General features: G+C 39.0%; 24 protein-coding genes. 8 read left to right on the top strand and 16 right to left on the bottom strand.

The features are described 5' to 3' along the window. Positions 1-2 precede the first annotated feature (2 nt). The 3 genes from LC090_RS08785 to LC090_RS08775 are packed head-to-tail and all read left to right on the top strand — an operon-like array spanning position 3 to position 2,823. Entirely contained in the window at positions 3-1,952 is a 1,950-nt protein-coding gene (locus LC090_RS08785; RefSeq protein ID WP_226657226.1) for a cytochrome c oxidase subunit I, read from the top strand. Beyond that, positions 1,952-2,545 (top strand): cytochrome c oxidase subunit 3, encoded by a 594-nt coding sequence (locus tag LC090_RS08780; protein WP_226658428.1) that lies wholly within the window; start codon positions 1,952-1,954, stop codon positions 2,543-2,545. Before LC090_RS08785 ends, LC090_RS08780 begins: the two co-directional genes overlap by 1 nt. Before the next feature lie 5 nt (positions 2,546-2,550). Continuing rightward, complete coding sequence (locus LC090_RS08775; RefSeq protein ID WP_226657225.1) at positions 2,551-2,823, top strand: cytochrome C oxidase subunit IV family protein; 273 nt, start codon at positions 2,551-2,553, stop codon at positions 2,821-2,823. A gap of 33 nt (positions 2,824-2,856) precedes the next feature. Here the strand turns inward: LC090_RS08775 and LC090_RS08770 are convergent, their stop codons facing one another. The 5 genes from LC090_RS08770 to LC090_RS08750 all read right to left on the bottom strand — a co-directional run bounded on the left by LC090_RS08770 (position 2,857) and on the right by LC090_RS08750 (position 8,800). After that, positions 2,857-5,097, bottom strand: coding sequence for an FUSC family protein (locus LC090_RS08770; protein ID WP_226657223.1), 2,241 nt, complete (start codon positions 5,095-5,097; stop codon positions 2,857-2,859). 179 nt (positions 5,098-5,276) lie between these two features. Then, a complete protein-coding gene (locus tag LC090_RS08765) occupies positions 5,277-6,806 on the bottom strand; it encodes a glycine betaine uptake BCCT transporter (protein WP_226657221.1) in 1,530 nt (509 codons plus the stop codon). A gap of 240 nt (positions 6,807-7,046) precedes the next feature. After that, positions 7,047-7,808, bottom strand: a complete 762-nt coding sequence (locus LC090_RS08760; protein WP_226657219.1) for an anti-sigma factor — start codon at positions 7,806-7,808, stop codon at positions 7,047-7,049. Continuing rightward, positions 7,792-8,364, bottom strand: coding sequence for an RNA polymerase sigma factor (locus LC090_RS08755; RefSeq protein ID WP_226657217.1), 573 nt, complete (start codon positions 8,362-8,364; stop codon positions 7,792-7,794). Before LC090_RS08755 ends, LC090_RS08760 begins: the two co-directional genes overlap by 17 nt. Before the next feature lie 190 nt (positions 8,365-8,554). After that, entirely contained in the window at positions 8,555-8,800 is a 246-nt protein-coding gene (locus tag LC090_RS08750) for an HPr family phosphocarrier protein (RefSeq protein ID WP_226657216.1), read from the bottom strand. A 193-nt stretch (positions 8,801-8,993) separates the two neighbouring features. On the opposite strand from LC090_RS08750, the gene fabL reads away from it, so the two are divergent. Further along, on the top strand, positions 8,994-9,749 hold the full coding sequence (gene fabL, locus LC090_RS08745) for an enoyl-[acyl-carrier-protein] reductase FabL (RefSeq protein ID WP_226657215.1): 756 nt from the start codon (positions 8,994-8,996) through the stop codon (positions 9,747-9,749). Between the two features lie 54 nt (positions 9,750-9,803). Here fabL and LC090_RS08740 read toward each other — a convergent pair whose 3' ends face one another. Next, positions 9,804-10,661, bottom strand: coding sequence for a phosphatidate cytidylyltransferase (locus LC090_RS08740; protein ID WP_425590657.1), 858 nt, complete (start codon positions 10,659-10,661; stop codon positions 9,804-9,806). A 128-nt stretch (positions 10,662-10,789) separates the two neighbouring features. Here LC090_RS08740 and LC090_RS08735 point away from each other — a divergent pair, with 128 nt between their 5' ends. After that, positions 10,790-11,335: a hypothetical protein gene (locus LC090_RS08735; RefSeq protein WP_226657214.1), complete on the top strand. Its 546-nt coding sequence runs from the start codon at positions 10,790-10,792 to the stop codon at positions 11,333-11,335. A gap of 106 nt (positions 11,336-11,441) precedes the next feature. On the opposite strand, the gene LC090_RS08730 is transcribed toward LC090_RS08735, so the two are convergent. The 3 genes from LC090_RS08730 to LC090_RS08720 form a co-directional block, all read right to left on the bottom strand. Continuing rightward, entirely contained in the window at positions 11,442-12,371 is a 930-nt protein-coding gene (locus tag LC090_RS08730) for a manganese-dependent inorganic pyrophosphatase (RefSeq protein ID WP_226657213.1), read from the bottom strand. Positions 12,372-12,511: 140 nt separating this feature from the next. Continuing rightward, positions 12,512-13,156, bottom strand: coding sequence for an SDR family oxidoreductase (locus LC090_RS08725; protein WP_226657212.1), 645 nt, complete (start codon positions 13,154-13,156; stop codon positions 12,512-12,514). 61 nt (positions 13,157-13,217) lie between these two features. Next, positions 13,218-14,390: an MFS transporter gene (locus LC090_RS08720; protein WP_226657210.1), complete on the bottom strand. Its 1,173-nt coding sequence runs from the start codon at positions 14,388-14,390 to the stop codon at positions 13,218-13,220. Positions 14,391-14,541: 151 nt separating this feature from the next. Here LC090_RS08720 and LC090_RS08715 point away from each other — a divergent pair, with 151 nt between their 5' ends. Continuing rightward, a complete protein-coding gene (locus LC090_RS08715; protein ID WP_226657208.1) occupies positions 14,542-15,300 on the top strand; it encodes a TrmB family transcriptional regulator in 759 nt (252 codons plus the stop codon). Between the two features lie 87 nt (positions 15,301-15,387). Here LC090_RS08715 and LC090_RS08710 read toward each other — a convergent pair whose 3' ends face one another. Further along, entirely contained in the window at positions 15,388-15,693 is a 306-nt protein-coding gene (locus LC090_RS08710; protein ID WP_226657206.1) for an AbrB/MazE/SpoVT family DNA-binding domain-containing protein, read from the bottom strand. Positions 15,694-15,959: 266 nt separating this feature from the next. On the opposite strand from LC090_RS08710, the gene LC090_RS08705 reads away from it, so the two are divergent. Both LC090_RS08705 and LC090_RS08700 read left to right on the top strand, forming a co-directional pair. Then, positions 15,960-16,412: a MarR family winged helix-turn-helix transcriptional regulator gene (locus LC090_RS08705; RefSeq protein WP_226657204.1), complete on the top strand. Its 453-nt coding sequence runs from the start codon at positions 15,960-15,962 to the stop codon at positions 16,410-16,412. Then, positions 16,409-19,051, top strand: coding sequence for an MMPL family transporter (locus LC090_RS08700; RefSeq protein WP_226657202.1), 2,643 nt, complete (start codon positions 16,409-16,411; stop codon positions 19,049-19,051). The genes LC090_RS08705 and LC090_RS08700 overlap by 4 nt, the downstream gene beginning before the upstream one ends. Before the next feature lie 65 nt (positions 19,052-19,116). Here the strand turns inward: LC090_RS08700 and LC090_RS08695 are convergent, their stop codons facing one another. From LC090_RS08695 to LC090_RS08670, 6 genes are all read right to left on the bottom strand, one after another. Next, complete coding sequence (locus LC090_RS08695; RefSeq protein WP_226657200.1) at positions 19,117-20,043, bottom strand: aminoglycoside phosphotransferase family protein; 927 nt, start codon at positions 20,041-20,043, stop codon at positions 19,117-19,119. A 19-nt stretch (positions 20,044-20,062) separates the two neighbouring features. Then, entirely contained in the window at positions 20,063-21,436 is a 1,374-nt protein-coding gene (locus LC090_RS08690) for a hypothetical protein (protein WP_226657198.1), read from the bottom strand. A gap of 298 nt (positions 21,437-21,734) precedes the next feature. Next, positions 21,735-22,199 (bottom strand): NUDIX hydrolase, encoded by a 465-nt coding sequence (locus LC090_RS08685; RefSeq protein ID WP_226657196.1) that lies wholly within the window; start codon positions 22,197-22,199, stop codon positions 21,735-21,737. 17 nt (positions 22,200-22,216) lie between these two features. Continuing rightward, complete coding sequence (locus LC090_RS08680) at positions 22,217-22,774, bottom strand: M15 family metallopeptidase (RefSeq protein WP_255648068.1); 558 nt, start codon at positions 22,772-22,774, stop codon at positions 22,217-22,219. A gap of 296 nt (positions 22,775-23,070) precedes the next feature. Continuing rightward, positions 23,071-23,781 carry a nucleotidyltransferase domain-containing protein gene (locus tag LC090_RS08675; RefSeq protein ID WP_226657194.1) on the bottom strand — a complete coding sequence of 237 codons (711 nt, stop codon included), beginning with the start codon at positions 23,779-23,781 and terminating at the stop codon, positions 23,071-23,073. A gap of 30 nt (positions 23,782-23,811) precedes the next feature. Further along, positions 23,812-24,066: a hypothetical protein gene (locus LC090_RS08670; RefSeq protein WP_425590642.1), complete on the bottom strand. Its 255-nt coding sequence runs from the start codon at positions 24,064-24,066 to the stop codon at positions 23,812-23,814. Positions 24,067-24,322 lie beyond the last annotated feature (256 nt).

Raw genomic sequence — 24,322 nt, 5'->3', positions numbered from 1 at the left:
AAATGAAGGCACTATTAAACTACTTTACATCCCTACCATCAGATATCCTACTTGCCGATCTATCATTTACCATCCTAGCAATAACGATTGCCTATTTATTAACGACGCATTCAAAATGGAACTGGCTCTGGAGCTGGATTACTTCAACAGATCATAAAAAAATCGGCATCATGTACTTACTTGTTTCATTTCTTTTTTTCATCCGGGCCGGGATGGAAGCGCTGCTTATACGAATGCAGCTCGCCTTTCCAAATAATGATTTTTGGGTCTTTCAAGGGGATCGATTTAATCAATTAACAAGCACTCATGGAACTGTCATGATCTTTCTTGTCGCAACACCCCTCTTAATCGGTTTAATGAATGTTATTGTTCCTTTACAAATCGGATCAAGAGATGTTGCCTTCCCCTTCATGAACTCTTTGAGTCTTTGGTTATTTATTTCTGGTGGTATTTTACTCAATGTAAGTTTTGTAGCCGGTGGTTCGCCTAATGCCGGGTGGACATCTTATGCACCTCTCGCTCTTAACGACTATACGCCTGGGCCCGGCAATAACTATTATCCTATAGGACTTCAGGTTGCTGGACTTGGAACAATTATGGGGGGAATCAATTTTATCGTTACGATTCTGAAAATGAGGGCTCCTGGAATGCGGTTTATGAGAATGCCTTTATCAACGTGGGCAATGTTTATCACCTCCATTCTCATCGTATATGCCTTTTCTGCTCTTGCCGTTGCTCTTCTATTGCTAACCTTCGAGCGCCTTTTTGGAACGGTTATTTTATCAGGAGGGGAAGGGAATCCGATCATTTGGCAACACCTTTTCTGGATATTTGGTCATCCAGAAGTGTACATCATTGCCTTACCTGCCTTTGGAATATTTTCGGATGTGATTAGCACGTTTTCTAAGCGTAAACTATTTGGTTATCCTTCTATGGTGTTTGCCATTATTCTTATTGGATTTCTCGGCTTCATGGTTTGGGTGCATCATATGTTTACTGTAGGTTTAAACACGAATATTAATATCTTCTTTGCGCTAACAACGATGTTAATCGCAGTACCTACTGGAATAAAGGTTTTTAACTGGCTCTTTACGATGCGTGGAGGTCGGATTCGCTTTGATACCCCTATGCTCTATGCATTAGGGTTCATCTTTACTTTTGTTATTGGTGGTGTAACAGGGGTGATGCTTAGTACTGTACCAGCAGATTATCAGTATCACGATAGTTATTTTGTTGTTGCACACCTACATTATGTCATTATTGGCGCAACGATTTTTGGCGTTTTTTCAGGCGTTTACTATTGGTGGCCGAAGATGTTTGGTAAGTTTTTAAATGAAAAACTCGGTAAATGGAATTTTTGGACCTTTGGAATTGGTTTTCATTTCACCTTCTTTCCGATGCATATAATGGGATTAATGGGAATGCCACGTCGTGTGTTTACATATCCGGAAGATGAGGGATTGGGCTTTCTTAATTTCATTAGCACTTTTGGCGCCTTTATGATGGGTGCAGGCATATTATTTTTCATCATAAATATTTACTTAACAACCCGTTACTCGAAAAAGCTGATGTTAAATGACCCCTGGTATTCAAGAGGTCGAACTCTCGAGTGGACAATCCCATCACCGCCTCCAGCCTATAATTTCGCGAGACTTCCTGAAGTTAAAAGTCGCGAACCACTTTGGGATGCTTATGAAAAAGGGTATAAAAACATTGATTTTATTGGTGAGTATGAAGATATCCATATGCCAAACTCAACCTCTCTTCCATTCTTTATAGGAATTGGCTTTCTGATCGCATCTTTTGGATTTGTATTCGAGATATGGACAGTCGCTATGTTAGGGATGGCAATGGTATTCCTTCTGTTGGGTATTCGATCTTTCCAACAAAACAACGGTATCCACATTCCTAAAAAAACGGTAATGGCTGAAGACAGGAGGTCGGAGGAGTGATGGAGACAACATCTGAACAAAAGCAACTATACAATAAGCAAGCCCAAATGAACATCCTGGCTTTTTGGTTCCTTATTGGTGCAGAGGTTGTTGTGTTTGGTTGCTTATTCGGCATTTACCTAGCTGTAAAGACTTTAACGAGTGATGGACCTGGACCAAATGAATTATTTAAATTGAACGAAATTATGCTTTCGACTGTTATTTTACTAACCAGTAGTTTTACTTGCGCACTAGCCATTTATTTTTTAAATCTTTCTAGAAAGACATGGACTCTTCTATTTTTTCTTATTACCATTATCCTTGGTTTGGCATTTGTTGGATTAGAAATAAGAGAATTTACACTTTATGTTAAAGAAGGCGCTACGATTTCTACCAGTGCTTTCCTTGGAGCATTCTATATGCTTCTTGGGACCCATGGCTTTCATGTCTTGTTAGGTGTTATCTGGATCACCTTATTATTAGTGCAGCTGTCACTAAGAGGCATCAACCAAGAAATAGCACCCAAATTATTTATCGCAAGTCTTTACTGGCATTTCATCGATGTTATTTGGGTAATGATTTTTACTGTTGTCTATTTAATAGGAAAGGTGTGAAAAAAGTGAATAAGCATCAAAAAGAGATTCGTCAATTGTCCTTGTCATTTTTGCTAATGATTGCTTTAACCGCTATCGCTTTCTCTCTTGTTCTTTTTCAACTCATTTCACCACCTATCTTAATTATACTTTTACTAGTTCTTGCTCTTATTCAAATCATCATTCAATTTGATCGATTTATGGATATGCGCGAAAAGGAAGGGTACTATCGCTTAACTTCTTTAATCGGAGGAAGTTTCGTGGCTCTTCTCACGATTATTTTTTTAATCCTCCTATAACCAAAATTGACGAAAACGAAAGTAACCCGGAGCTTAATGCTCCGGGTTACTCTTTTTGTAGAACTCAAAGGTTGCTGCTTCTCGATTCTTTGATACACCTAATTCTTTTCCAAGTAGTAAAAGCGACTGGTTAATTCTCCAGATATAGTACAGATCATTCACGAATTTTTTCACTTCTTGATCATCGTAGGTGATGTTTTCTGAGAGACCCTCAATAAATTCCCGTTCTTTGTTTAAATTGTACATCATTAACCCCGATTCACCTTTTAGAAGTCTCAAAACGGTTAGAATATTATGCTTCATGACTTCCTTTACAAGATCCAGCGTTCTTTCTGACCCTTTTACTATAGTTGACCGATTGTTACGGTTTGTAGATGCGAGTAAATGCTTTGCAAAATAATTAATCGCTGTAAGGACAGTCAGCCAGCGTTCAATTCCAGAACGAGCTAGAATAGCGGGTCTGTTTCGAAGGGGGCGTGCATCTTCTGTAATTTTCCTCATCTGTTCATCAATACTAAACGCTTGATTTGTAAAATCATAATAGTTATTTCCTTCTGTAAAAGAGTCCAGGTAATCAGAAACATACGAGCTTAATTTGGTTAGAAACTCTTCTGCAGTATTCGCAACCTTTTCTCGAGTACTTTTCGGATAGATGATTGCGGCAGCTAGAAAGCCAATAACCGCTCCAGCAAGCGTATCGAACACACGAGCCATTAATATCTGTTCTGTGATCCCACCTAATATAAAGTCATACATAATGGCAATTAACATTGTCATCCAGAACATCATCATCGCATATGAAATAGACAATAGATAAAATGCCATAAAGATACAGCAAAATAACGCAATTAACTCTAAGATCACCTGACCAGCAAGTAAATGAGCCAGTCCAAAACCGGCAATCGCACCAAATATTGTTCCAAGAGACCTCTGGAATGCTTTCTGAAGCGTCATTCCCACTGTGTCTGTCCCAAGTAATACAACAAAAGCAGAAAGAAGAACCCAGTATTGATGAGCTGGAGATAGAAAATAACCGAGAATAATCGCCGCTGCTCCTGCTACTATAGCCTGCAAAGCTTTAATTGTGGCGGCTCTAGGCTGTTTCGACTTTTCTTCTGTGCTTACATTCTCTTTCTTTATTTCTTCAGCGTCTTCTAAACGCTCCTTCTCTTCAATGTTTGCGATTCGTCTTTCTCCAAGCTCAACCGAACTATCTACAAGATGGTTAGCGATTGACTCAATCCTTCTAATGAGCCATAACCAATCTTTATTTTGATGATTGGAAACTCTAAGCTCAATTAGTTGATGCTTCAGTTCTTCAATGACGTTTTCTGTTTGTTTTAAGTTCCCTACAATATCGTGACTTCGTAACACTTCAGCATCTCGAACAGATTCTACAAGTTTATAGAGCAGCTTTCTGACTTCGTTATGCTCCAATGCGTGAAGTTCCTTCATCCTCTTAACAGCAGGGTAAAGCGTTTCAATTAACATCTCCGCATCAAAAACGTACATTCTCAGTTGCTCTGTGTCTATACCTGCCCATACTTCTCCTGGATCTGTAGTTGTTAATTGACCAGATATCACCTGGGCGTACTCGTTTAACTTTTTGACATCACGTTTTAGTAATAACGCCCTATAGCGATTTGGAGTCGGGTCTGCGATGGCATCAAGAACAAGATCCAGCGTTAGATTTGTTTGGATATGGAAGGAGTTCATACTACGACTAAGCTGTCTTTTCGGTTTGTTTTTGAAAAAGATAAAGTGATAAAGGTAAGAGAACCCTCCACCGACTAAAATCCCAATAATGAAGCCTGGCAAATCAGGCGGTTGAAGATTTAAGAGGGTGGAAAAATAAATGGATAAAAAGGCAATCATAAAGATACCAAAATATCGAAACCCATAATGCTGTAAATAGTAAGCAAAAAAGATCACCAATAAAAACAAAACGTCCGTCATAAAGGGAATGGAACTAAGATAGGTTCGAACGGTTAGCCAGATCATACTTGAAATGACTAATAAAAGCGCAGTGATTTTCTTCTTCTTATCTGTGTCATCATTCACAAGCAATAAAGATAAAAGACTTACCACACCTGCAAGAATGGCTGGAGTAAAGGAAATGTTAAGCAATGCTGTCAACCATAGCATGAACATTACGGAAGAAAAAACGCTAATTGTAATTCTCGCTGCTTGATGTAACCTTGTCCTGCCGGGGTCTGCAGCAGCTAAACGAGCCCACCAGCTTTTTATAATCGTTTTTTTATTTTTAGTCAACATAAGTTAATTCTATCGAAAATAAAACCATTCTGCCAACTTTGTGTACCAATTTCCTTGTATCCTTTTCTGTGCTGTCTTCCATCTTTCCTAATTTCTCCTTTCGAGTACCGAAAATTCTTTGATAAATTACTACTTTAAAAAAGAAAATCCTTTGAAGTGAAACCTTCAAAGGATTTTGGCTAAACGGTTTTTAAATCTTTCTTTGCTTTTGCTTGCTTATCAGTCGTCTTCTGTTTTCTTGGAACTTCCTCATTAAAGGACTTAAGCATTCCCCAACATGTAAAGAGAAGGATAATCGTTAGCGGAAATGCACTGACGATTATCGCCGTTTGCATGCTTTCAAGGCCACCAGTCACCATTAACACCACTGCAGAGGCTGATAAAATAAAGCCCCAGCTGAATTTCACGAAGTTTGGAGGATTTAAGCTTCCGTTCGTTGTTTGCATACCTAATACAAAAGTTGCGGAATCAGCTGATGTGATAAAGAAGGTAGAGATTAACAATAAGGTTACGACGGTTAATATACCCCCTAATGGAAGTTGCTCATAAAGATAAAACAAACCGGTCTCGAGACTTTGACCTGCTATGTCGGTACCCTGTGTAAAATCAAAGAAAATACCTGATCCACCGAATATGCCAAACCAGAAGGCACAAACAACTGTTGGCACAACTGTAACAGCAATCATAAACTCTCTAACTGTCCGCCCTTTTGATACCCTTGCGATAAACGTTCCAACAAACGGCGACCAGGCAATCCACCATGCCCAGTAAAAGATTGTCCAGTTCTGAATCCATGATTCACTTTCTGCGTTCATCGGTGCTAATCTCATTCCCATTGCAAAGATGTTTTGGACATATTCACCAAATGTCGTCACAAAAAGATCTAATACAAACTTCGTAGGTCCTAAAACGACGAAAAGGATAAGAAGTACTACGGCTAGAGCCATGTTTGCATTACTTAAATACTTAATCCCTTTTTTAATCCCTGTTCCTGCTGAAACAGTAAAGAGCACGGTAATAATCGCAATGATAATTAATTGAACTGTAAAATTATTAGGGATACTCGTTAAGTAGCTTAATCCACCATTGATTTGTTGAGCGCCCAATCCTAACGAAGCAGCTACACCAAAAATCGTTGCAAAGACCGCTACCACATCAACCGTAATTCCGATCGGTCCTTTGACCTTATCACCCAATAGTGGATAAAGAGTAGCACTCATTAATCCTGGGGCACCTTTTCTGAATTTGTAATATGCTAATGCTAAAGCGATCGTAGCGTAAATGGCCCAGGCATGAAAGCCCCAATGTAAATATGTATAGCGAAGAGCAAGGTGCGCGGCTTCAACTGTTCCTCCTTCACCATATGGCGGGGTAGAAAAGTGGGACATCGGTTCTGATACTCCAAAGAACAATAGCCCTATTCCCATCCCGGCGCTAAAGAGCATGGCAAACCAGGTGAGTCTACTATATTCAGGTTTATCTGTATCCTTTCCTAACTTGATATGCCCAAATCTGCTAAAGATTAAATAGATCGCAAATACTAAAAAGAATGTTGCAGCTAACTGATAAAACCATCCAAACTGATCTAAAAAGAAATTTTGGGATATCGTCATAACCTGGTCTAGATTGCCAGGCATGATCACGCCCCAACTAACGAAGACAATTGCAATCGCAATGCCTATCCAAAAAACATTTGTCACTTTGTGCATTATGTCCACTCCCATGAAAGTTTATGTGAAACTAAAAATATTTCAAAATAATAACCACATCGTTTTTTATCATAAGCAAAAACACAGCCATTTTCAAATTTTTATAAGAATTTAGTATAATATACCCCTTTACTATTGACTAATAACCACTATATATTCTCCGAAAAAGGAAGCGCCACTCCATACATTCCTGACAATTTCCATTAAAAAAGTAGAGGCTCTCACCTCTACTTTCTGAATCTATAAACCCGAGCTTAAAACAATTTTTCCTTTAGGTGTTTCACTCGTATGGTCTGGCTCAAGGGTGATCGCTACAGCATCCCAGTCGTGCTCTCCCTCATATTCAACTTCGTAAGCGACTTCGCCTTTCCCATCTTGATTTGGGGTAAAGTAACCTGCTCGATATGGTTTGTCACCTTCAAGTAACCAGACCTGGTACACTTGATCACCTTTCGTTTCTGCCACATCGTTAACCTGAACCACTAAATTCATTTTTCCATCTTCACTCATTAGAGCGGCGGACCCTGCCGAGGCTTCTGCTTCAGAAGGCTGTAATTGAACCGCTTTGATTAAAGAGGAGATTTCTTCTGGTTGGGTTGTTTCCCCATCTCCTTCACTAACGAAAGTATAAACATTTCCTGTTAAAGAAAGAAATAACGCCGCGGCTAAGGTAGGGGCAATCCATTTTCGCTGTCTTGATTTTCTTTCTGTTTGTAAGTTTGTTACGTTGTTTTTTTGTTCAACTGAACCCTTTTCATTTGTGGTATGACTTGTTTCATCCGTATCACTTTCAAAAACGCTTGCCAGAACACGTTCTTTCATTCCGGCAGGCGGCTCCTCCGGCATAGAGAGATAAGGAAGGTCACCTGTCAATTCTTCCAGCTCCTTTAACTCCTCTCTGCACTCTTCACATGATAGGAGATGAGCTTCGAACCGTTCTCTTTCTTCGTTTGATAAGGTTCCATTAAAATAGTCGAGCAGCTGTTCACAATTTGCTTTCATCTGAGACCCCTCCTTTCTCACTAAGACTGGTTTTTAAATGTTTTAACGCTAGCCGAATTCGGCCTTTTACAGTACCCAGCGGGAGGTCGAACTCTTCTGAAATTCTTTTATGCGTCATTCCTTTGAAATAAAACATCTCTATAATTTTCCTTTGTTCACCTTTCAGTTTTGACACAGCTGTCCGAAGTACCTGGCCTCTTTCTTTCCACTCAACCTGATCTTCTACTGATGCTTCATCGCTATGCAACGCATCCCGTTCATCTAATTCATAGTCCGGCTCTTTTGCCTGCTTACGCAACAAGTCAATCGCTGTATGTCTCGTCATGGTAAGTAGCCATGAAGAAAACTTTCCTTTTTCTTCACTATACTGAGCCTTTCCTTTCCAAAGTTTAATAAACACTTCTTGCAATACTTCTTCAGCAAGTCCTCCATCTTTTACAATTCGATATGAAAATGAATATAAAAGCTTTTCATATCGATCGTAAAGAGATGAGAGAGCTTCTTTATCCTTTGCCTGAACCTTACCATACAGCTCGGCATCGTTAAGTTCTCTCATATCATTCTCCTTTTCATTGCAACTAACGCTAGCCTGAAGAGGCAGAAAAGCTTATGTATAGCTAACGTAACGCAGTCTACTTTAGATGTGTTTTTCCTAAAAAAACTTCTTAAAACCGTATGAAATCACTTAATAAATCAACAAGAAAAGGTTAGACGTTCTCCTTTAAAAAAGCCTTCCTAGGGAAGGCTCACGCTTCTTCAAATAACCCAAGTGAAAGGAAAGCAGCGATAACGTCTGATGAATTGCCACCTTTAACAACCAATTCGAGTGTCTGACCAGGTTGTAATGAAAGTGCTAGGACACCAAGAAGACTTTTCGCGTCAACGACCCAGTGTTCTTTTTTTAACAGAATGGTTTCCTCGAAACGGCTTGCGGTATTTACAAGTTGACTGGCAGTTTCAGCAAAAACTGGTTTTAGAACTTTTAACATCATTTCCGCTTCCTCCCATCTCCATATTCGTCTTCTAACTGAAATTATATCATAACTGAAGAGGTGCCATATCTTTCATACTTTCTTCCCACTCGACTTTTATCTTTCTATACCTGCTTTTCTATTCACCAAACTTTTCACAGGTTGCTTGTTCCTGTATGATAGGATTGATTAGATACTAAAGAGGTGACTGAAAATGGCTAATAAAGTAGCACTTATAACAGGAGGTACACGAGGAATCGGTAAAGCAATTGCCCGAAAATTTGCATCCGAAGGGTACAACCTTGTCCTCAATTTCATGAGAAAGAAAAAAGATGCCGAACAAACGAAATTAGAATTAGAACAGGAATTCGGAATTACTGTACATATTGTTAAAGCAAATGTTGGTGAAGTAAAGCAGATCACTGCTCTTTTTCATGAAACTGAAGAAACATTTGGTCGACTAGATGTTTTTGTGAACAATGCAGCATCAGGTGTATTAAGACCGCTCATGGAGATTGAAGAAAGTCATTGGGATTGGACGCAAAACATCAATGCAAAAGCTTATTTATTTGCTGCACAAGAAGCTGCTAAACTAATGGAGAAGAATGGCGGCGGGGCCATCGTAGCCCTTTCGAGTCTTGGCTCCATTCGAGCTCTTCCTAACTATGTGGCCGTTGGTGTATCAAAGGCATCGGTCGAAGCAATCACACGATACTTAGCAGTTGAGCTTTCACCAAAAGGAATTGTCGTGAATGCTGTATCAGGTGGAGCTGTTGATACAGATGCTCTTAAACACTTTCCAAATCGAGATGAACTCTTAGATTCCGCTAAGAAAAGAAACCCTGCAGGACGACTTGTAGAGCCTACAGACATGGCTGATACTGCATACTTCTTAACTACTCCAGCAGCGAGTATGATCAGGGGGCAAACCATTATTGTCGATGGCGGTTTATCCTTACTAGGTGAATAAACAACAGAAAGACAGCGGTCATTCCGCTGTCTTTCTACTTCATGCTAACTGTCGTTACATAAAATCAAAAAAGTAACGAATCACATGAAAGAAAACAGGCGAAGTATAAGCAAGGCTATCTACTCGACTCAAGTAACTCTCCTCTAGAGCCTTTAACTTCTTGCTATCTCCAAGTAAAAGATCTCGCCTCAAAACGGAAATGGTTAAGCTCCCAAGGAAACCAGCCACACTAATTAAAATGCCTGACAAAATGCCAAATAAGGGATCAAATGGCGTTAAATATGGATATAACGTATAAGCAAGCGCTGTTGTCGCTAATAACGAACAGAAAAACCCTTCTAATGTAATAAAAGGATTCGAAGAGGGAACGACTTTTCTCTTTCCTGCATATAGCGAAATCACATAGTGCACCACATCATTCACTTGAGTTAGTAAGACAAGGAACAAGACAAGGTTTGCCCCATAAATTGGAGATGCAATTTGAAAATAGGCAAGATGACTTAAACCAAAAACCATTAACATCAAGCCCCATTGCGTCGAACTTACCGATCTTAGAAAACCCAGCGTACCTTTTCCAACTATACGTGGTAGTGGAAGTAATAAGAAAACGTATACTGGAATAAAAACGATGAACATTCCATACCAATCAATCAGAATCCAGTAGAATTGTATTGGAATCGCCATATAAGACCAAAGAAAAAGTCTACGATCAGCTTTTCTTGTTTTCATCATGGAAAAATACTCTTTTAATGCAAAGAAACTGAGAATCATCAAAGAAAATAAGGACACGATTGGATTAAATAACGTGGCAAGAAAAAATACTCCAAACATCCCCCACCACGTTTTCACTTTTACTGATAGTCCCGCAAAATCTTTATTGGGCTGCTTGTTTTTAACTATTGTAAAAATCATTTGGGCAGATAATAAGGCAAGAAAAATAATCGACAAGGTCCATACTGTACTTTCCAGAAAGGCCCCTCCTTATCATGTATAGTTTTATGTATAATGACATTAAACGTCAAAAAGATGAGGAATAGATTATGACTCAAAAAGTATACATTTTACTTTCAGATACTGGAACGCTGTTTACAAAATCAATAAAAAAATACACAAAGGCACCTTATAACCATGCGTCACTTGCTTTCGATGAGCACTTGAATGATATGTATAGCTTTGGAAGAAAAAAACCGGGTAACCCTCTTAACGGTGGGTTTGTTAAGGAAAATGTCCTAACAGGAACATATCGCCGTTATCCAAACACAACATGTGTGATTTACGAACTAAACGTCACCGAACGAGATGTAATGAAAATGAAGCGGTTATTAACCATATTTATTAAAAATAAACAACGATTTCTTTATAACATTCTTGGTGTTCTTGGTGTATCAATGAATGAACCGATTGAATTTAGTAATTCTTACTTCTGCTCACAGTTTGTAGCTGAAGTGCTTCATCGATCAGGCATTGAACTTTGGGATAAGCTTCCTGCCCTCGTGACGCCTGACGATTTCCGAAAATGCGAACAACTTACACTTTTATATGAAGGAAAACTATTTGATTATGAACCTATTAAAAAACAACTATGAGACCTCTTTCTCCCCCATTCATTTCCCTTATATGGTTGATATTTACACATATACTTATAAATAAGGACAGATTCCTTTTAGAATCTGTCCGCGTTGGTAATGACTATTACGCTGTAAACGTCTCTGTTAAAACGGGTACAATTTGTTTTTTACGAGAAACAACACCTTCAAGAACTGCCAGGTTTTCAACTAACGTGACGTTAAACGCCTTCTCTACTTGACCAGCTTGTTTTCCTAATGCAAGAACTGTTGAGTTATTTGTTAAGATATCTGTTACCACAAGAAGGAAGAGATCGAGCTCTTTTGCTTCAATGGTTTTTCTCATTTCTTCTTCTACGACATCCTGACGTGCAAGAACATCGAGGGTATCCACTACATTTACTTGAGCAACCTCAACTTTAGAAGACCCCATTCCAAATTCTTTTGCATCGAGGGAAATGAGTTCTGCAGGTGTCTTACTGCTCATATCTGCACCAGCCTTCAGCATTTCAAGTCCATATGTTTCTGCATCCACGCCTGCAATTTCAGCTAACTCGCGAGCTGCTGCAATGTCCTCTTCCGTGCACGTTGGTGATTTAAAAAGAAGAGAGTCAGAGATGATTGCAGAAAGCATCAGACCTGCTATCTTTTTATCCATCTGAACATTCTTTTCTTTATAAAGTTTATTAAGGATGGTCGCCGTACAACCAACTGGTTCTGCTCTGTAATAAACAGGATCAGCTGTTTCAAAATTTGCGATGCGGTGGTGATCAATGACTTCTAAAATTCGTACGTTTTCAATGTCTTCAGCACTTTGTTGACGCTCATTATGGTCTACAAGAATAACAGCACTTGCTTCGTTAGAGACCGTTTGAACCATGCGCGGAGCTTCTACATTAAATTGATCTAAAGCATACTGTGTTTCACCGTTAACTGCCCCAAGGCGAACCGGCTCTACATCCATGCCTAGTTTTCTTTTTAAATCTGCATAGACAAGCGCAGATGTAATCGTATCTGTGTCAGGATTTTTATGTCCAAAAATCAATACTTTTTCCATAATTCGACTCCTTTTAAATGAAAAGATTTATGTACACTACATATTGTAAAGATCTCTACGTATAAACTCAATATTATTTCGTATGATTCTAACAAGAAAAGTCAGGAAACGGATCCTCCTGCATAGGGAATCCGAGGTGTTTAAAAGGAATCAAGTGCCTTTCTAATATCCTTTTCACCTGAAAGTAAGTTAAACGAACGACGGATCGTGTTTTCCTTCTTCAAAGTAGAGACAACTACTTCCGCTACATCTTTACGTGAAATTGACCCACTACCAAGATTTTCAGCGATCGACACTTTCCCACTTCCAGGTTCATTTAACAGTCCACCAGGCCGAACAATCGTGTAGTCTAATTGACTCGCTTCTAACAATTTATCTGCATAATGTTTCGCTGCATAATAAGGTAGGAGGGCTTCATGCCAATTTTCTCGATTGTGCGCTTGAAGAGCACTGACCATCACATAACGTTTAATTCCTAACTCTTCAGCGGCTTCGATCGTTTTTACCGCTCCATCTAAATCCACTAATAACGTTTTATCTGATCCTGTATTCCCTCCTGAACCTGCAGCAAATATGACGGCATCGCTTCCTTTCATAGCTTCAGAAATAGCTTCGACCGAGTCTTCAAGACTGACCACTACTGCTTCTATTCCTCTGCTAGCTAATTCATCTGCCTGCTCTTGTTTTCGGACCATTGCCTTCAAGGAATGCTCTTCCATCGTATGAAGAAGTTGTACAATATTTTGGCCAACCTGGCCGTTTGCTCCAATCACGAATACATTCATCCCAAAACGCTCCCTTCGACCAATCTACGCCTATTATTTCAAACCCTTTTTGCTATCGCAACTAACTAGCTTTCTTCTTCAGGACAGATAATACTTGACGACCTCTTGAGATCGAAATAATTGCTGTTGCTAGGGCAAGTAATATAAACATGCCTCCAACAGTTGCATTCATTTCTACGGAATGCTTTTCAATGACATATGCCCCAACAGAAGAGCCGAGGGCAATGCCCAGATGAAGAGCCGAGTTATTTAAACTTTGTTGAATATCCGATGTTTCTGGGGCCAATTCGATTAGATAGCTTTGTTGAGCAGGTGTAATTCCCCAACTTAGCATACTCCAGATCACCATGATTATAAGAAATAGCGGAAAAGAGAACGTTGACCATGGAATCACGAACATGACTACTGCAAAAACCAGAATCATTGTCAAAATGGTTGATTTTGTACCAAAGCGATCGGAAGCTACTCCGCCTAACCCTCCACCCGCAACAGCAGCTACTCCAAAGATGAGATAAACAATACTTACCCAATTTCCGGATAATCCAAGCGTTGTTTTTAGAAATGGAGTCAGATAGCCGTAAAGCGTTAAATGACCTGTGAGAAACAAAAACGACGTTAGTTGAGCAGTTAAAATACGTTTATCTTTTAATGTTTTTATTTGACTGAGAATTGGAATCGCTGGCTTTGGTTGAATTTCTTCCATAAACAATGCTACGCCGGCCATTGATAATATCGTAAGAACAATAATGAGTACAAATGGAGCTTTCCACCCAAAAGCATTTCCTAACATCAAGCCAATAGGAACACCTAAAACGAGTGATGCACTGATTCCCATAAACACCACACCGATCGCTCTTGCGCGATATTCTTTTTTAACAATATTTGATGCCATTGTGACGCATAACACTACTAATAGAGAGCCGCTGGCTGCAGAGATGATCCTGGCTACCATTAATAATAAAAATGTAGAACTCCATACGGCGATTAGGTTACCTACAAGAAAAATGACTAGCGATAAGAGCGTCAGTTTTTTACGTTCTATTTTTGCCGTCATTGATAATAATATGGGACCCATCACCGCAAACACGATAGAGAAGACACTAATCAATAGTCCCGTTTTCCCAAGACTAATTTGGAGGTCTTCTGCAACTAGATCAAGAATGCCTCCAATAATTAACTCAACCATTCCGACTACAAACGAAACGATTGTAAGTAAGTATACTCGTTTATTCATTCATCCTCGCACCCCTCTAATAAAGTTACCACTAAAAGAGTAACTCTAATACAAGGATTAATCAATAGGAAAATGAAGGTCGCTTTTCCCGTCTCAATTGGTTGTGCTATCATTAAAAGAAATGAACAGATAAAGCAAGGAGATTAGACACATGCTGCAACAGTTTGGATTTTCGCAATATGAAAGCCAGGTCTATGAAGCTCTCATTACAATCGACGAGGCTCTTGATGCCACGACAATTGTCAAACGTTCTGGCGTTCCTAGATCAAAAGTTTATGAAGTCCTCCGGCGTATGAGCGAGAAAGGAATGGTATTAGAATCAACTACTGAAAAAAAGCGGCTTTATGCTCCACTTCCACTGGATTCCGCGATTACGAAACTACAGCGTGATTTTAACGACAATATAACGCAATTGAAAACCATACAATCGCGAAAAAAAAAGATTGATGATCGCGTATGGACTTTGAAAGAAGAACAGTCCATACACTCCCTCGTCTCTGAACTGCTTCACCTTTCAACTAGTTCAATTATTTTCTCTGGATGGGCGGATGATATTGAGCAGCACCTCGCTTTACTTGAGGAAAAAGAAGCGGAGGGAATTGCAGTTGAAATACATACAATCGGGGAAATTGACTCTAGCCTTAGTCATGTTACAACGCTGATTCCAGATGCAGATCACCAGAAACTTGAGCGAAGTCGGATTGTGATCATTGATCATGAAGAAGTTTTATTTGCGGGTATTGAAGATACGAACTGGCAGGCTATCCACACTAAATCAAAACCACTCGTTACTTTTTTCTCTGAATTCTTTTACCACGACGTTGCTTTAACAGAAATTACTCGGAAATTCGGTTCCACTATGATGGAAGATCCCCACATTCGAAATGTCCTGCTGAAATTACGCTATTGATGTTGTCCCTTCAACACACTTTTCACTGCTACATCTTCTACAAAAAATACCCTTCCAAGGTGAATGGAAGGGTAGATTAATGATTCACTATTCCGCATTTATCATTTCTTCTTTTTTCTGTCCTAATTTCTTCTCTAATTCTTCTTGTAGCAGTAGCATTCCTTCTTTACTGAGCACAATGTTTCCATTACCAAACGTCTGGTTATCATCTAGGATCTCACCCGTCATCATGCAGGCCATATCAGCTTGATACTTCTGTAATATCACCTTGTTTTCACTTGTGAAAATTTCAATTGGATCTTTCACATTAATGTCTAACGTACGTCGGAGTTCTTTAGGAATGACAATTCGGCCTAGTTCATCAATTTTCCTTACCACACCAGTGCTCTTCATCCTCATTCCTCCCTTTCGTTTTAGCGAACATCTCTCTATTTCCTTTATCATAATATCGATGGTTGGATTATGCAATAAATATTGTGCCAAAATTCTGTAAATTTTCATTATTCCTTCCGATTTCACAAAACTTTCCACTAAATGTTCATTTTCACTTGATGGTACCATACGTCTCAACCTATTTAATAATAGTTAATCATTGCATTCCTCATTGTTTAGGGGGTAAACTAATAATGTTTAGAGGATAAACTACCGGAGGTATACGAATGAAGAAGAAATTATGTGAAGCCGTTGAGCTTTTTGAAGAAGTGATTATGTATGGAACTGAACGAATTATTCGTTCTTTTGAGCATCAACTATTTGAAGAGTATTCTTCTGAACAGCTTCAGATGCTTCAAATCATATCGAAATCTGGCTGTATCTCTCCAAGTAAACTCGCTTCATTACAAGGCGTGCACAAAAGCGCTATTTCCAATCGTTACAAAAAGCTTGAAACGAAAGGACTTGTAAAGACAGTTGATTCTATAGAGGATTTAAGAGGCAAGTCCATCACACTTACCCAAAAAGGAAATGATGTTGTTACTACATTTAACGAAGTCATTTATGAACATGTTGAAAACATTGTATTAAATGATTTTCATGAAAAAGAGATAGATGAATTCTTACGGATATTTCGTAAGTTAAGTTCAATTTTAAAAACAGAAGGAGATGCAAAATGAGACAAATATTAAAATTCAAATGGCCAATTGCTATTGCACTTATTGTGCTAACTGCTGCTTTATTTATCTTATCTCCAAATCTTACAAAGCAGGCTGAGGATGCAGGGACATTTCAACTCCCTGAAAACGCTGATTCGAAAGTAGCAGCGGACATACTTGAGGAAGCTGGTGCAGGAGATGAAACGCTCTCTCTTGTTTTCACTTATAATCAACCCGTCGAAGATAAAGCAAAAAAAACGGTTTCTTCTCTCGCACAAGAGCTTGATGAGGAAGATACCATTATCAAAGATGTTCTCGATCCTTTTGAAAGTGAAGAAATGACGGAACAACTTGTTTCTGAAGATAAGCAAACTGTTCTTCTACCCATCACAGTAGACGGAACGGATGAAGAAGTGAATGACCTCGCAAATCATATTCGTGAAGATCTAGTTCCAGATGATACAACCGCTTATCTTACGGGAGAGGCCATCATTAATCACGATGTAAATGAAAGTGCTCAAAAAGGACTTGAGCGTACCGAAATCATTACGGTTGCTTTAATCTTCATACTACTTCTTGCTGTTTTCCGTTCCATTACAACACCATTTATTCCACTGCTCGCTGTAGGTGTAACTTATCTACTTAGCCAATCAATTGTTGCGTTTCTGATTGATTGGATTGGCTTCCCAGTATCCAACTATACACAAATTTTCTTAGTTGCCGTCTTATTCGGCATTGGAACAGACTATTGTATCCTTCTCCTTAGCAGGTATAAAGAAGAATTAACGGAAGGACATTCAGTAGAAGATGCGATCGTAAATACGTACAAAACAGCCGGGCGAACGCTATTAATAAGTGGATTAGCCGTTTTCATTGGTTTTGCGGCGATTGGCTTTGCCGACTTCCCAATCTTTAAATCTGCGGTTGGGGTTGCTGTTGGAATTGCCGTCTTAATGCTTGTTTTATTTACAATTGTCCCATTCTTTATGGCGCTACTAAAAGATAAACTGTTCTGGCCATCTAAAAAATCAGCGTCTCACAAAGATAGTAAACTATGGACCAGGTTCGGTCGTTTCTCTATTAACAAACCGATTTGGTCGATGGTCGTAGTTGCTGTTATTATGGTTCCACTCCTTTTCACATACGACGATCAACTGTCGTTTAATACTGTAAATGAGATTGGTAGTGACTATGAATCTGTTAAAGGGCTAGATGCGATTGAAGAAGGGTTTGGTAAGGGGGATTCACTTCCTGTAAAAATCATTCTTCAGCAAGATAAAGCGATTGTGACAGAAGAATTGCTTCCTTATATCGAAACAATTAGCAAAGACATTGAGAAAAATGAAGATGTAGCTTCTGTTAGGTCGATTACTAGACCAGCGGGAGATGTGATTGATGACTTCTATGTCGATTCACAGCTTTCACAAGTGGGCGACGGCTTAAATGAAGCGACGAACGGAATTAATGAGGTTCAAAATGGATTAACGGAAGTTCAAAATGGATTGGATCAAATTAGCGGCCAGATCCCTTCTGGTGGTAATGCCGGAGGACTGGAAGAAGCAGTAAACGGATTAGGGCAAGTGAATGATCAGCTAGGTTCCATTTCACAAGGTCTTCAACAATCACAAAATGTAGCTGCGGCGTCAGAGCAGCTCGGTCAGGTTCAACAGCAGCTTGGCCAAATTCAACAAGGGCTTGCAGGTGCCTCTTCCGATCTACAAAGTCAGTCAGGTCAGGTTTCTGAACTAGGCGGTGGGATTTCAGATCTATCGAAAGGTGTTGGGTCATCAATTGATGGACTGAATGAAATCAAGAACGGCTTACAGGACGCAGCAGATTTGGTTACCAATATGGGTGATTCGAACGCCCTTCGTGACACGGGCGTTTTCATTCCAAAAGGAACGCTTGATAATGAAGATTTTGAACCAGCTATTGAGCGTTATGCGTTCGATGAACAAAAGGCCGTTACGCTTGAAGTGATCTTAAAAGAAGATCCTTATTCAACTGAGGCCATTCAAACCGTACGTGAAATAAAAGAGACCGTCTCCCGTTCAATTGACGGAACACCTCTTGAAGAAGCAACGGTTGCTTATAGCGGGGTTTCAAGTATTAATAGCGACTTATCAGACATTTCAACGAGTGATTTTACAAGAACAGTGATCATCATGCTTGTCGGTTTGTTTATTATTCTAACCATTCTATTCCGCTCTATGATCATGCCGATTGTGATGATTGGATCGCTTTTGCTTACGTACTTTACATCGATTGCGATTTCTGAATTAATCTTTATTAATCTACTAGGCTATGATGGGATTACATGGGCTGTTCCATTCTTTGGATTTGTCATGCTCATTGCGCTTGGCGTGGATTATTCCATCTTCCTACTCGACCGCTTTAACGAAGAAGCTTCGATTGGCATTATGGAAGCCATGCATCGGTCTATGGCTAAAATGGGCACAGTTGTCATCACTGCTGCGATTATATTAGCGGGAACATTTGGTGCCATGATGCCTTCTGGTGTACTGAGCTTAATGCAAATTGCTACGATTGTGATTACTGGATTGCTTCTTTACGGTCTAATTGTTCTACCTCTTCTTATCCCTGCTGTTGTCGTTTCATTTGGAAATGGTATCTGGTGGCCATTTAAACCTAAAAAATGATAAGGGTAGAATAAAATCTCGGAGCGCTGATGCGCTCCGAGATTTTTAAATTTGTATCATTTACTTCACATCGTATATTGAGCTACTTCTTTTCCATATGCTTCTTTATACATCCTCTCAAAGATCTCAATCATTTGATAAAAAGGCTTACTATAGTCACTACCTTCTACACTCCATGACGTCGCCAGTACGGTATGACAATAGCCCCAGAGTAGTAATCGCTCTTTATTAAGATTAAGCTCATTTGTTAAGATGTCTACTCGGTTTTTGGTTACATCATAGACGTCTTTCTCCGGAAGCCGATTCAAAAGAAATTGAATCAAATCATATTCAACTTCCCCTAATAATCCTTTTGGATCAATCGCAGTCCAAGCGTTTCCTGAAGCAAGCACATTATAGTGATGAAAATCTCCATGTAGTAACTTGTAATGAACGATTGATTGATTCAGTTTTGTAAAAAGGCTTAGTGAAGTTCTAAGGACGTGCGAAGAAAGGGGGCCATATCCTTCTTCATTCTGCACTAAAGTAGCTCGAAGCGATTCTTCTCTTATAGCTGTTGTTTGAATCCGGGTGTTACTTGGAGCAGAAATAGATAACTTCTTAAGTACTCCTGCAGCTATACGACATGCTAGCTCGTCGTTTTCTACTGTCGCAAGCGTATAACCAGGAGATAATTTTTCTAAAATGATAATGCCTTTTTCTATATTAAAGTCAATGACTTGAACCATTCCATGATGATTAAATAAGCTTAATGATTCCAGTTCATCAAGAAACTCTGTTCCTGGTATACTTAGTTTTACCACAACTTCTTTTCCACTCTCTCGTTTAGCTGGTGCCACATAGTTGATCGAGAGAGAATAAGGATCCTCCATTTTCAGCGACCAATTTTGTTCACAGTAGTGAATGAGCTCTGGTAACTCTTGTATCCACTCCTCTCCTTCTTCCTGAAAATAAAAACGAACGGATTGAACAAACTGCTCTTGATATTCCATCACACGCCTCCCGAAACTTTTAATAAAGAAATAAAGTGCAGTATGCGATTAATACGCCAATAAAGCCACACATTACACTATAAGGAATGTTTTTTAAGACAATTTTATACGGGTTCATTTTCAAAGATACTGACGTTAGCGTAACGATCAACCCATAAGGAGCTGATGGTACAGTAGCGATTGCGCTACTGGCAAGTAAGATTGTTAATGTAACAGAAGGAAAAGCGCTTAACAGTAGCTCACTCACTCCGCCAAAGATCCCCATTGTCGCAATGGGATGCACTCCTAATAAAGTCATTACCAAAAACATCGCTTGAATGAAGAACATAATGTAAACTTGATGTCCCTCGAGCGCTACAAGAGGATCCTGCAGGTATTGTAAGTATGGAGAAGCATTTAACGTAGTTGTGAAAAAAGAGAGTGTTAGTAGCAGGACAATGAAATTATGTAAATGGTTTGTTTGCCTTTTCCAGTTGGACCAGCCGATATGAAAGAAGCTCCTTTTTCGATTTAACAATAATGCCCAACTAAAAGCAAAGGGAAACAGAGCGATCGTAACGGCAAATAAAAAGTTGAATTTCATCACATTGGTGAGAAAAACAACAACCACTAAAAATAATACTAACGCCACAATAAATTCCCTTAACTTCTTCTTACTACTTTTTCCCAGTTTTGTAGACGTGACAATCTCTTCTACCACTTCGTTTCGAAAAGTAACTTTTCCAATAATAGAATCAAAAGCAAAGCCTAGTAAGGCAACAAGCAGCATCCATGGCAATACTTCTAAATAATTCGCATTTGTAATAAAAATCGATGTCGCTAGTAAAATCTCAAGAGGACTCCATAGTAACGCAAGGGAATAACCTCTTAAAGTCGACATTACGATAAAACGATTTCTTATAGTTGTTTGGGAATTTTTTAATTGGTTTTTTAGCAGATCTTGAGAAATGGTTGCGGATGATAAATTCAAAAACGCAGCAAGCGAAACCATCGTAGCTTCTCCCCTTACGTACAAATCTCCCATTCTCTTCACATTGCCTCCGAGTAATGTTTGCAACAGCTTATTATATCTTCCTGCTTTGACAACGCTATTCATCCAGGGGAGCATGGATAAAAGAAAAAGCAAACCGATATTTCCGGCAAAAAAGGTTGGGATTTTCATGATAGGGACATCGCTTGAGAAATAAAAAAAGCCCCCTGCACTTAACAGAATCACGCCAAGTATCTTAAAAACGCGATCTGCTTCTCTGAAATTAATAACGATCATGACCATCGCCATTAGGCCAATCGTCATATAAAGAGACGCATTTGACCAAAAAAGATTGATAACATCTAACAAAAAAACGAATAAATAAAAAACGTAAATATGCTGAAACAGCCTAGTATTCCACATGGTATTCTCCTATCCAATAGGCGAACGAGAAGAAAATTGAATCAGTTCGTCTACTTCCCCTTTGTTGGTTTGCTGCTCTTATCCTATCGGTAATTGTTTAAATTTTCAAGAATTCGATTTACTATGGGGTTACACTATTAAACAATGCGAATGCTTTATTTACCTTTCCTTTATTAAAGCTACTATGTAAAAAAAGTACCGCCCGATTAAACGGACGGTACAAAAGGGGGAAAATTATGTTAGTTTAAATTTACCCCTTCTTAAAATAACTAAACCACTTTTTAAAAAAATATTTTATTTATTTTTCATGGATAATCTGGCTACCATTTCTAATGAAGAATTCTTTTGATTCCTCGTGTGCTATAAGGTTCAATAACGCTGGTTTATAAACAAATTGGATCTGATCAATTTCTCTGTCATTTGATTCAAGATCATTCCCGTCGCCAATATATTCGAAATGAAACATTGAGGTGGTCTGGCGATGGTAACCGATTTTCTTTTGAATCGTTTCTGGAAAAGAAAATGAGATGGTGTCATGGAATCGCTTCTTTAACAAGTAAGCGACTGATCCCGTTTCTTCTAATAGCTCTCTTCTAATAGCAGCTTCGACTGTTTTATCTTCGTCCTTTATGCCACCTTTCACAAAATCCCATGACCCATTCTGAAGCTCTGTCCCCGCCCTGGTGTTGATTGCAACTTTGTGAACGATTAAAAAGCGCTTATTGTGTGTCACAATGGCCCCTACAGCTTTTCTGGTTCTCATAATAGAATCCTCTCAAACTAGTTTGTCGCATATTCACTTTCATCAGGTCTTTGACCATTTTTTAATTGACGCATCGTTAAACCAAAATCCATTTGAAAGTGAGGATAATCTTTAAAACTACTCCAATCTCCGCCCCAATCAAAACCAAGATCTTTTGCTATGGCGACTACTTCCATCCAATCTGATTTCCCATTCTCGTTATCATCCCGCTTCATATCCCATACAACATCTCCATCGTCTAACTGCAATGCAAAATCGATCGCAAGGCCATAATTATGATAAGAACCGCCTCCTGCAACATTTGTAACGACTTGTCCTTCAGTTGACCGTCCTTTTTTATAAAGAGCATCCTGTTCTTCTTTTGTCCGGTGGCCAGCCGTAATCACAATCTCAATGCCCTTATCGGCTGCTTGCTTCATTAACGTATCTCTTGCTTCGCTAACTATTGGATGAAGCGCTGTAGGTAAGGGAACATCTTTATGAATAAACATTCCTTCGAGATCGTCCTTGAAATTGATAATGAGAATACCGATTCCTATGATAAAAAGGAAGGTTATAAGATTAAATCCTTTCAAATCGTAACCTCCTACATGATAATTCTATTATCCTGATCATAACATAGGAGAAGGATCGATTATGAATTCAAGGGTTGAATAGGAGATCGTAGAAACATGCGCATTTTTTCACACATTTCTTATATAAGAAATGAATCTATTTATCCTATTATCTCAACCTTTAAAACATTAGGAGTAAGTGGGCTTTCCTCTTATGGATATCCATATTATACCTTAATAAGGGTAAAATGAAGTATAATGACGATATCATCCTATTACAACGCACTATCACCTTTTATTTCTAAGAGGCGATAGGACTACTTCCCTAATGAAAATCCATCAAATAATCGACCTCCGTATGGCTGTAAAGCGTCCTCAACAAACGAAATCACGTCTTCCTTTTCGCCTGTTTTGTAATAATGATCGAAAGCTCGGACAAACCTTGCTGCTAAGTTTTGGTCATAGTTTTTAAGTGCACGGACGATCCATTTGGAAGAGCCAACCCACTGACCGTTTGTGCGTAGAATAAATTCGTGAACTTGTTCAACAAGTGCAGCTGCACAGCACATTTCTTCTCCACGATCAGTAGCGCCAATAAAATCTTCTAAGACATCTGTTAGGAAATAGCGTTTTAGCTCAATTTCTTTATCTCCCCATTGTAACGGCCCTTTTTTCAAAAGGCTTTTCGCCTCATCCTGTAGCACCGATGCCTTCCCTTTATCGTAAAGAACAATTCCTTCTGAAACCATTTTAGGAAGAGATGGTTTCGCCCGGGCGCAGTCACTTTCATAGAAGGCATGATAGCTTTCTAAATTATGAACATACCATTCGATCGGCCATCCTTCATAGAAAAAGCTTTCACGATATGACGCAGTTACAGATGAATCAAAAACGACAATATCAAGATCCGATGTAGGGGTCCCCTCCCCTCTGACAACACTTCCAGCTAGAAAGGCTGCTTCGCATGAGAAAGATTTTGATCGGACAAGCTCTCTAGCTATGGAAACCACGGAATTTAATGAGTTCATTTGCTATGCTCCGTTTCTGATATTTTTAGTTCATGCGTTTGATTGCCGATGAGCACTCGAATCATGATAAAAACGAATCATTTTCCCTCTTTCTTTTAAACTACCATCTGACTCCATATATTCTTTCAAAGGATAATAGCTAGCTTCTCCTCTTATAGGATGACTGTTCAACCCCAGAAATATAGTTTGTTTTCCACCTTGTTTCAATACCGATAATAGTACAGAAAGCTCATATTCACTAAATCTAGGATAAAGTAATATACCTGTATAAAAGGGTTCTTTCATTTTTCGCTCCTTTCTCAACGATCGCTTTGAGATAATGGAACATTAAGCAAATAGTTATTGCGGGCTACTGCTTAATAAATAGTCCCATTAATCAACGCAATCGCCATACAAATGATCGCTGCAAATTTTGATTGCTTAATTATACGTTCATCACCTTTACGCAAGGCTTCAAAAAATATGAATGTAAAGTAAAAACATAAAACTATAAATAAAATAAGGATGGGGCTCATCCCAATTCCTTCTCTAGATACTTCCA

This window comes from Guptibacillus hwajinpoensis (assembly GCF_020524165.1).
In the GTDB taxonomy this organism is placed as follows: domain Bacteria; phylum Bacillota; class Bacilli; order Bacillales; family Guptibacillaceae; genus Guptibacillus; species Guptibacillus hwajinpoensis_D.
The sequence above is the reverse complement of the archived record's forward strand: the minus strand, read 5'-3'. Positions and strand labels throughout refer to the sequence as shown.

Coding starts and splice junctions, on each gene's coding strand:
- LC090_RS08730 (WP_226657213.1), bottom strand. CDS start 12,371: ATGGAAAAAGTATTGATTTTTGGACATAAAAATCCTGACACAGATACG.
- LC090_RS08765 (WP_226657221.1), bottom strand. CDS start 6,806: ATGCACAAAGTGACAAATGTTTTTTGGATAGGCATTGCGATTGCAATT.
- LC090_RS08695 (WP_226657200.1), bottom strand. CDS start 20,043: ATGGAATATCAAGAGCAGTTTGTTCAATCCGTTCGTTTTTATTTTCAG.
- LC090_RS08785 (WP_226657226.1), top strand. CDS start 3: ATGAAGGCACTATTAAACTACTTTACATCCCTACCATCAGATATCCTA.
- LC090_RS08755 (WP_226657217.1), bottom strand. CDS start 8,364: ATGAGAGAACTTAACGATGCCGAGCTGTATGGTAAGGTTCAGGCAAAG.
- LC090_RS08705 (WP_226657204.1), top strand. CDS start 15,960: ATGAAGAAGAAATTATGTGAAGCCGTTGAGCTTTTTGAAGAAGTGATT.
- LC090_RS08675 (WP_226657194.1), bottom strand. CDS start 23,781: ATGAACTCATTAAATTCCGTGGTTTCCATAGCTAGAGAGCTTGTCCGA.
- LC090_RS08735 (WP_226657214.1), top strand. CDS start 10,790: ATGACTCAAAAAGTATACATTTTACTTTCAGATACTGGAACGCTGTTT.
- LC090_RS08750 (WP_226657216.1), bottom strand. CDS start 8,800: ATGATGTTAAAAGTTCTAAAACCAGTTTTTGCTGAAACTGCCAGTCAA.
- LC090_RS08760 (WP_226657219.1), bottom strand. CDS start 7,808: ATGAAAGCAAATTGTGAACAGCTGCTCGACTATTTTAATGGAACCTTA.
- LC090_RS08715 (WP_226657208.1), top strand. CDS start 14,542: ATGCTGCAACAGTTTGGATTTTCGCAATATGAAAGCCAGGTCTATGAA.
- LC090_RS08710 (WP_226657206.1), bottom strand. CDS start 15,693: ATGAAGAGCACTGGTGTGGTAAGGAAAATTGATGAACTAGGCCGAATT.
- LC090_RS08685 (WP_226657196.1), bottom strand. CDS start 22,199: ATGAGAACCAGAAAAGCTGTAGGGGCCATTGTGACACACAATAAGCGC.
- LC090_RS08700 (WP_226657202.1), top strand. CDS start 16,409: ATGAGACAAATATTAAAATTCAAATGGCCAATTGCTATTGCACTTATT.
- LC090_RS08720 (WP_226657210.1), bottom strand. CDS start 14,390: ATGAATAAACGAGTATACTTACTTACAATCGTTTCGTTTGTAGTCGGA.
- LC090_RS08690 (WP_226657198.1), bottom strand. CDS start 21,436: ATGTGGAATACTAGGCTGTTTCAGCATATTTACGTTTTTTATTTATTC.
- LC090_RS08740 (WP_425590657.1), bottom strand. CDS start 10,661: ATGATTTTTACAATAGTTAAAAACAAGCAGCCCAATAAAGATTTTGCG.
- LC090_RS08725 (WP_226657212.1), bottom strand. CDS start 13,156: ATGAATGTATTCGTGATTGGAGCAAACGGCCAGGTTGGCCAAAATATT.
- fabL (WP_226657215.1), top strand. CDS start 8,994: ATGGCTAATAAAGTAGCACTTATAACAGGAGGTACACGAGGAATCGGT.
- LC090_RS08770 (WP_226657223.1), bottom strand. CDS start 5,097: ATGTTGACTAAAAATAAAAAAACGATTATAAAAAGCTGGTGGGCTCGT.
- LC090_RS08670 (WP_425590642.1), bottom strand. CDS start 24,066: ATGAAAGAACCCTTTTATACAGGTATATTACTTTATCCTAGATTTAGT.
- LC090_RS08780 (WP_226658428.1), top strand. CDS start 1,952: ATGGAGACAACATCTGAACAAAAGCAACTATACAATAAGCAAGCCCAA.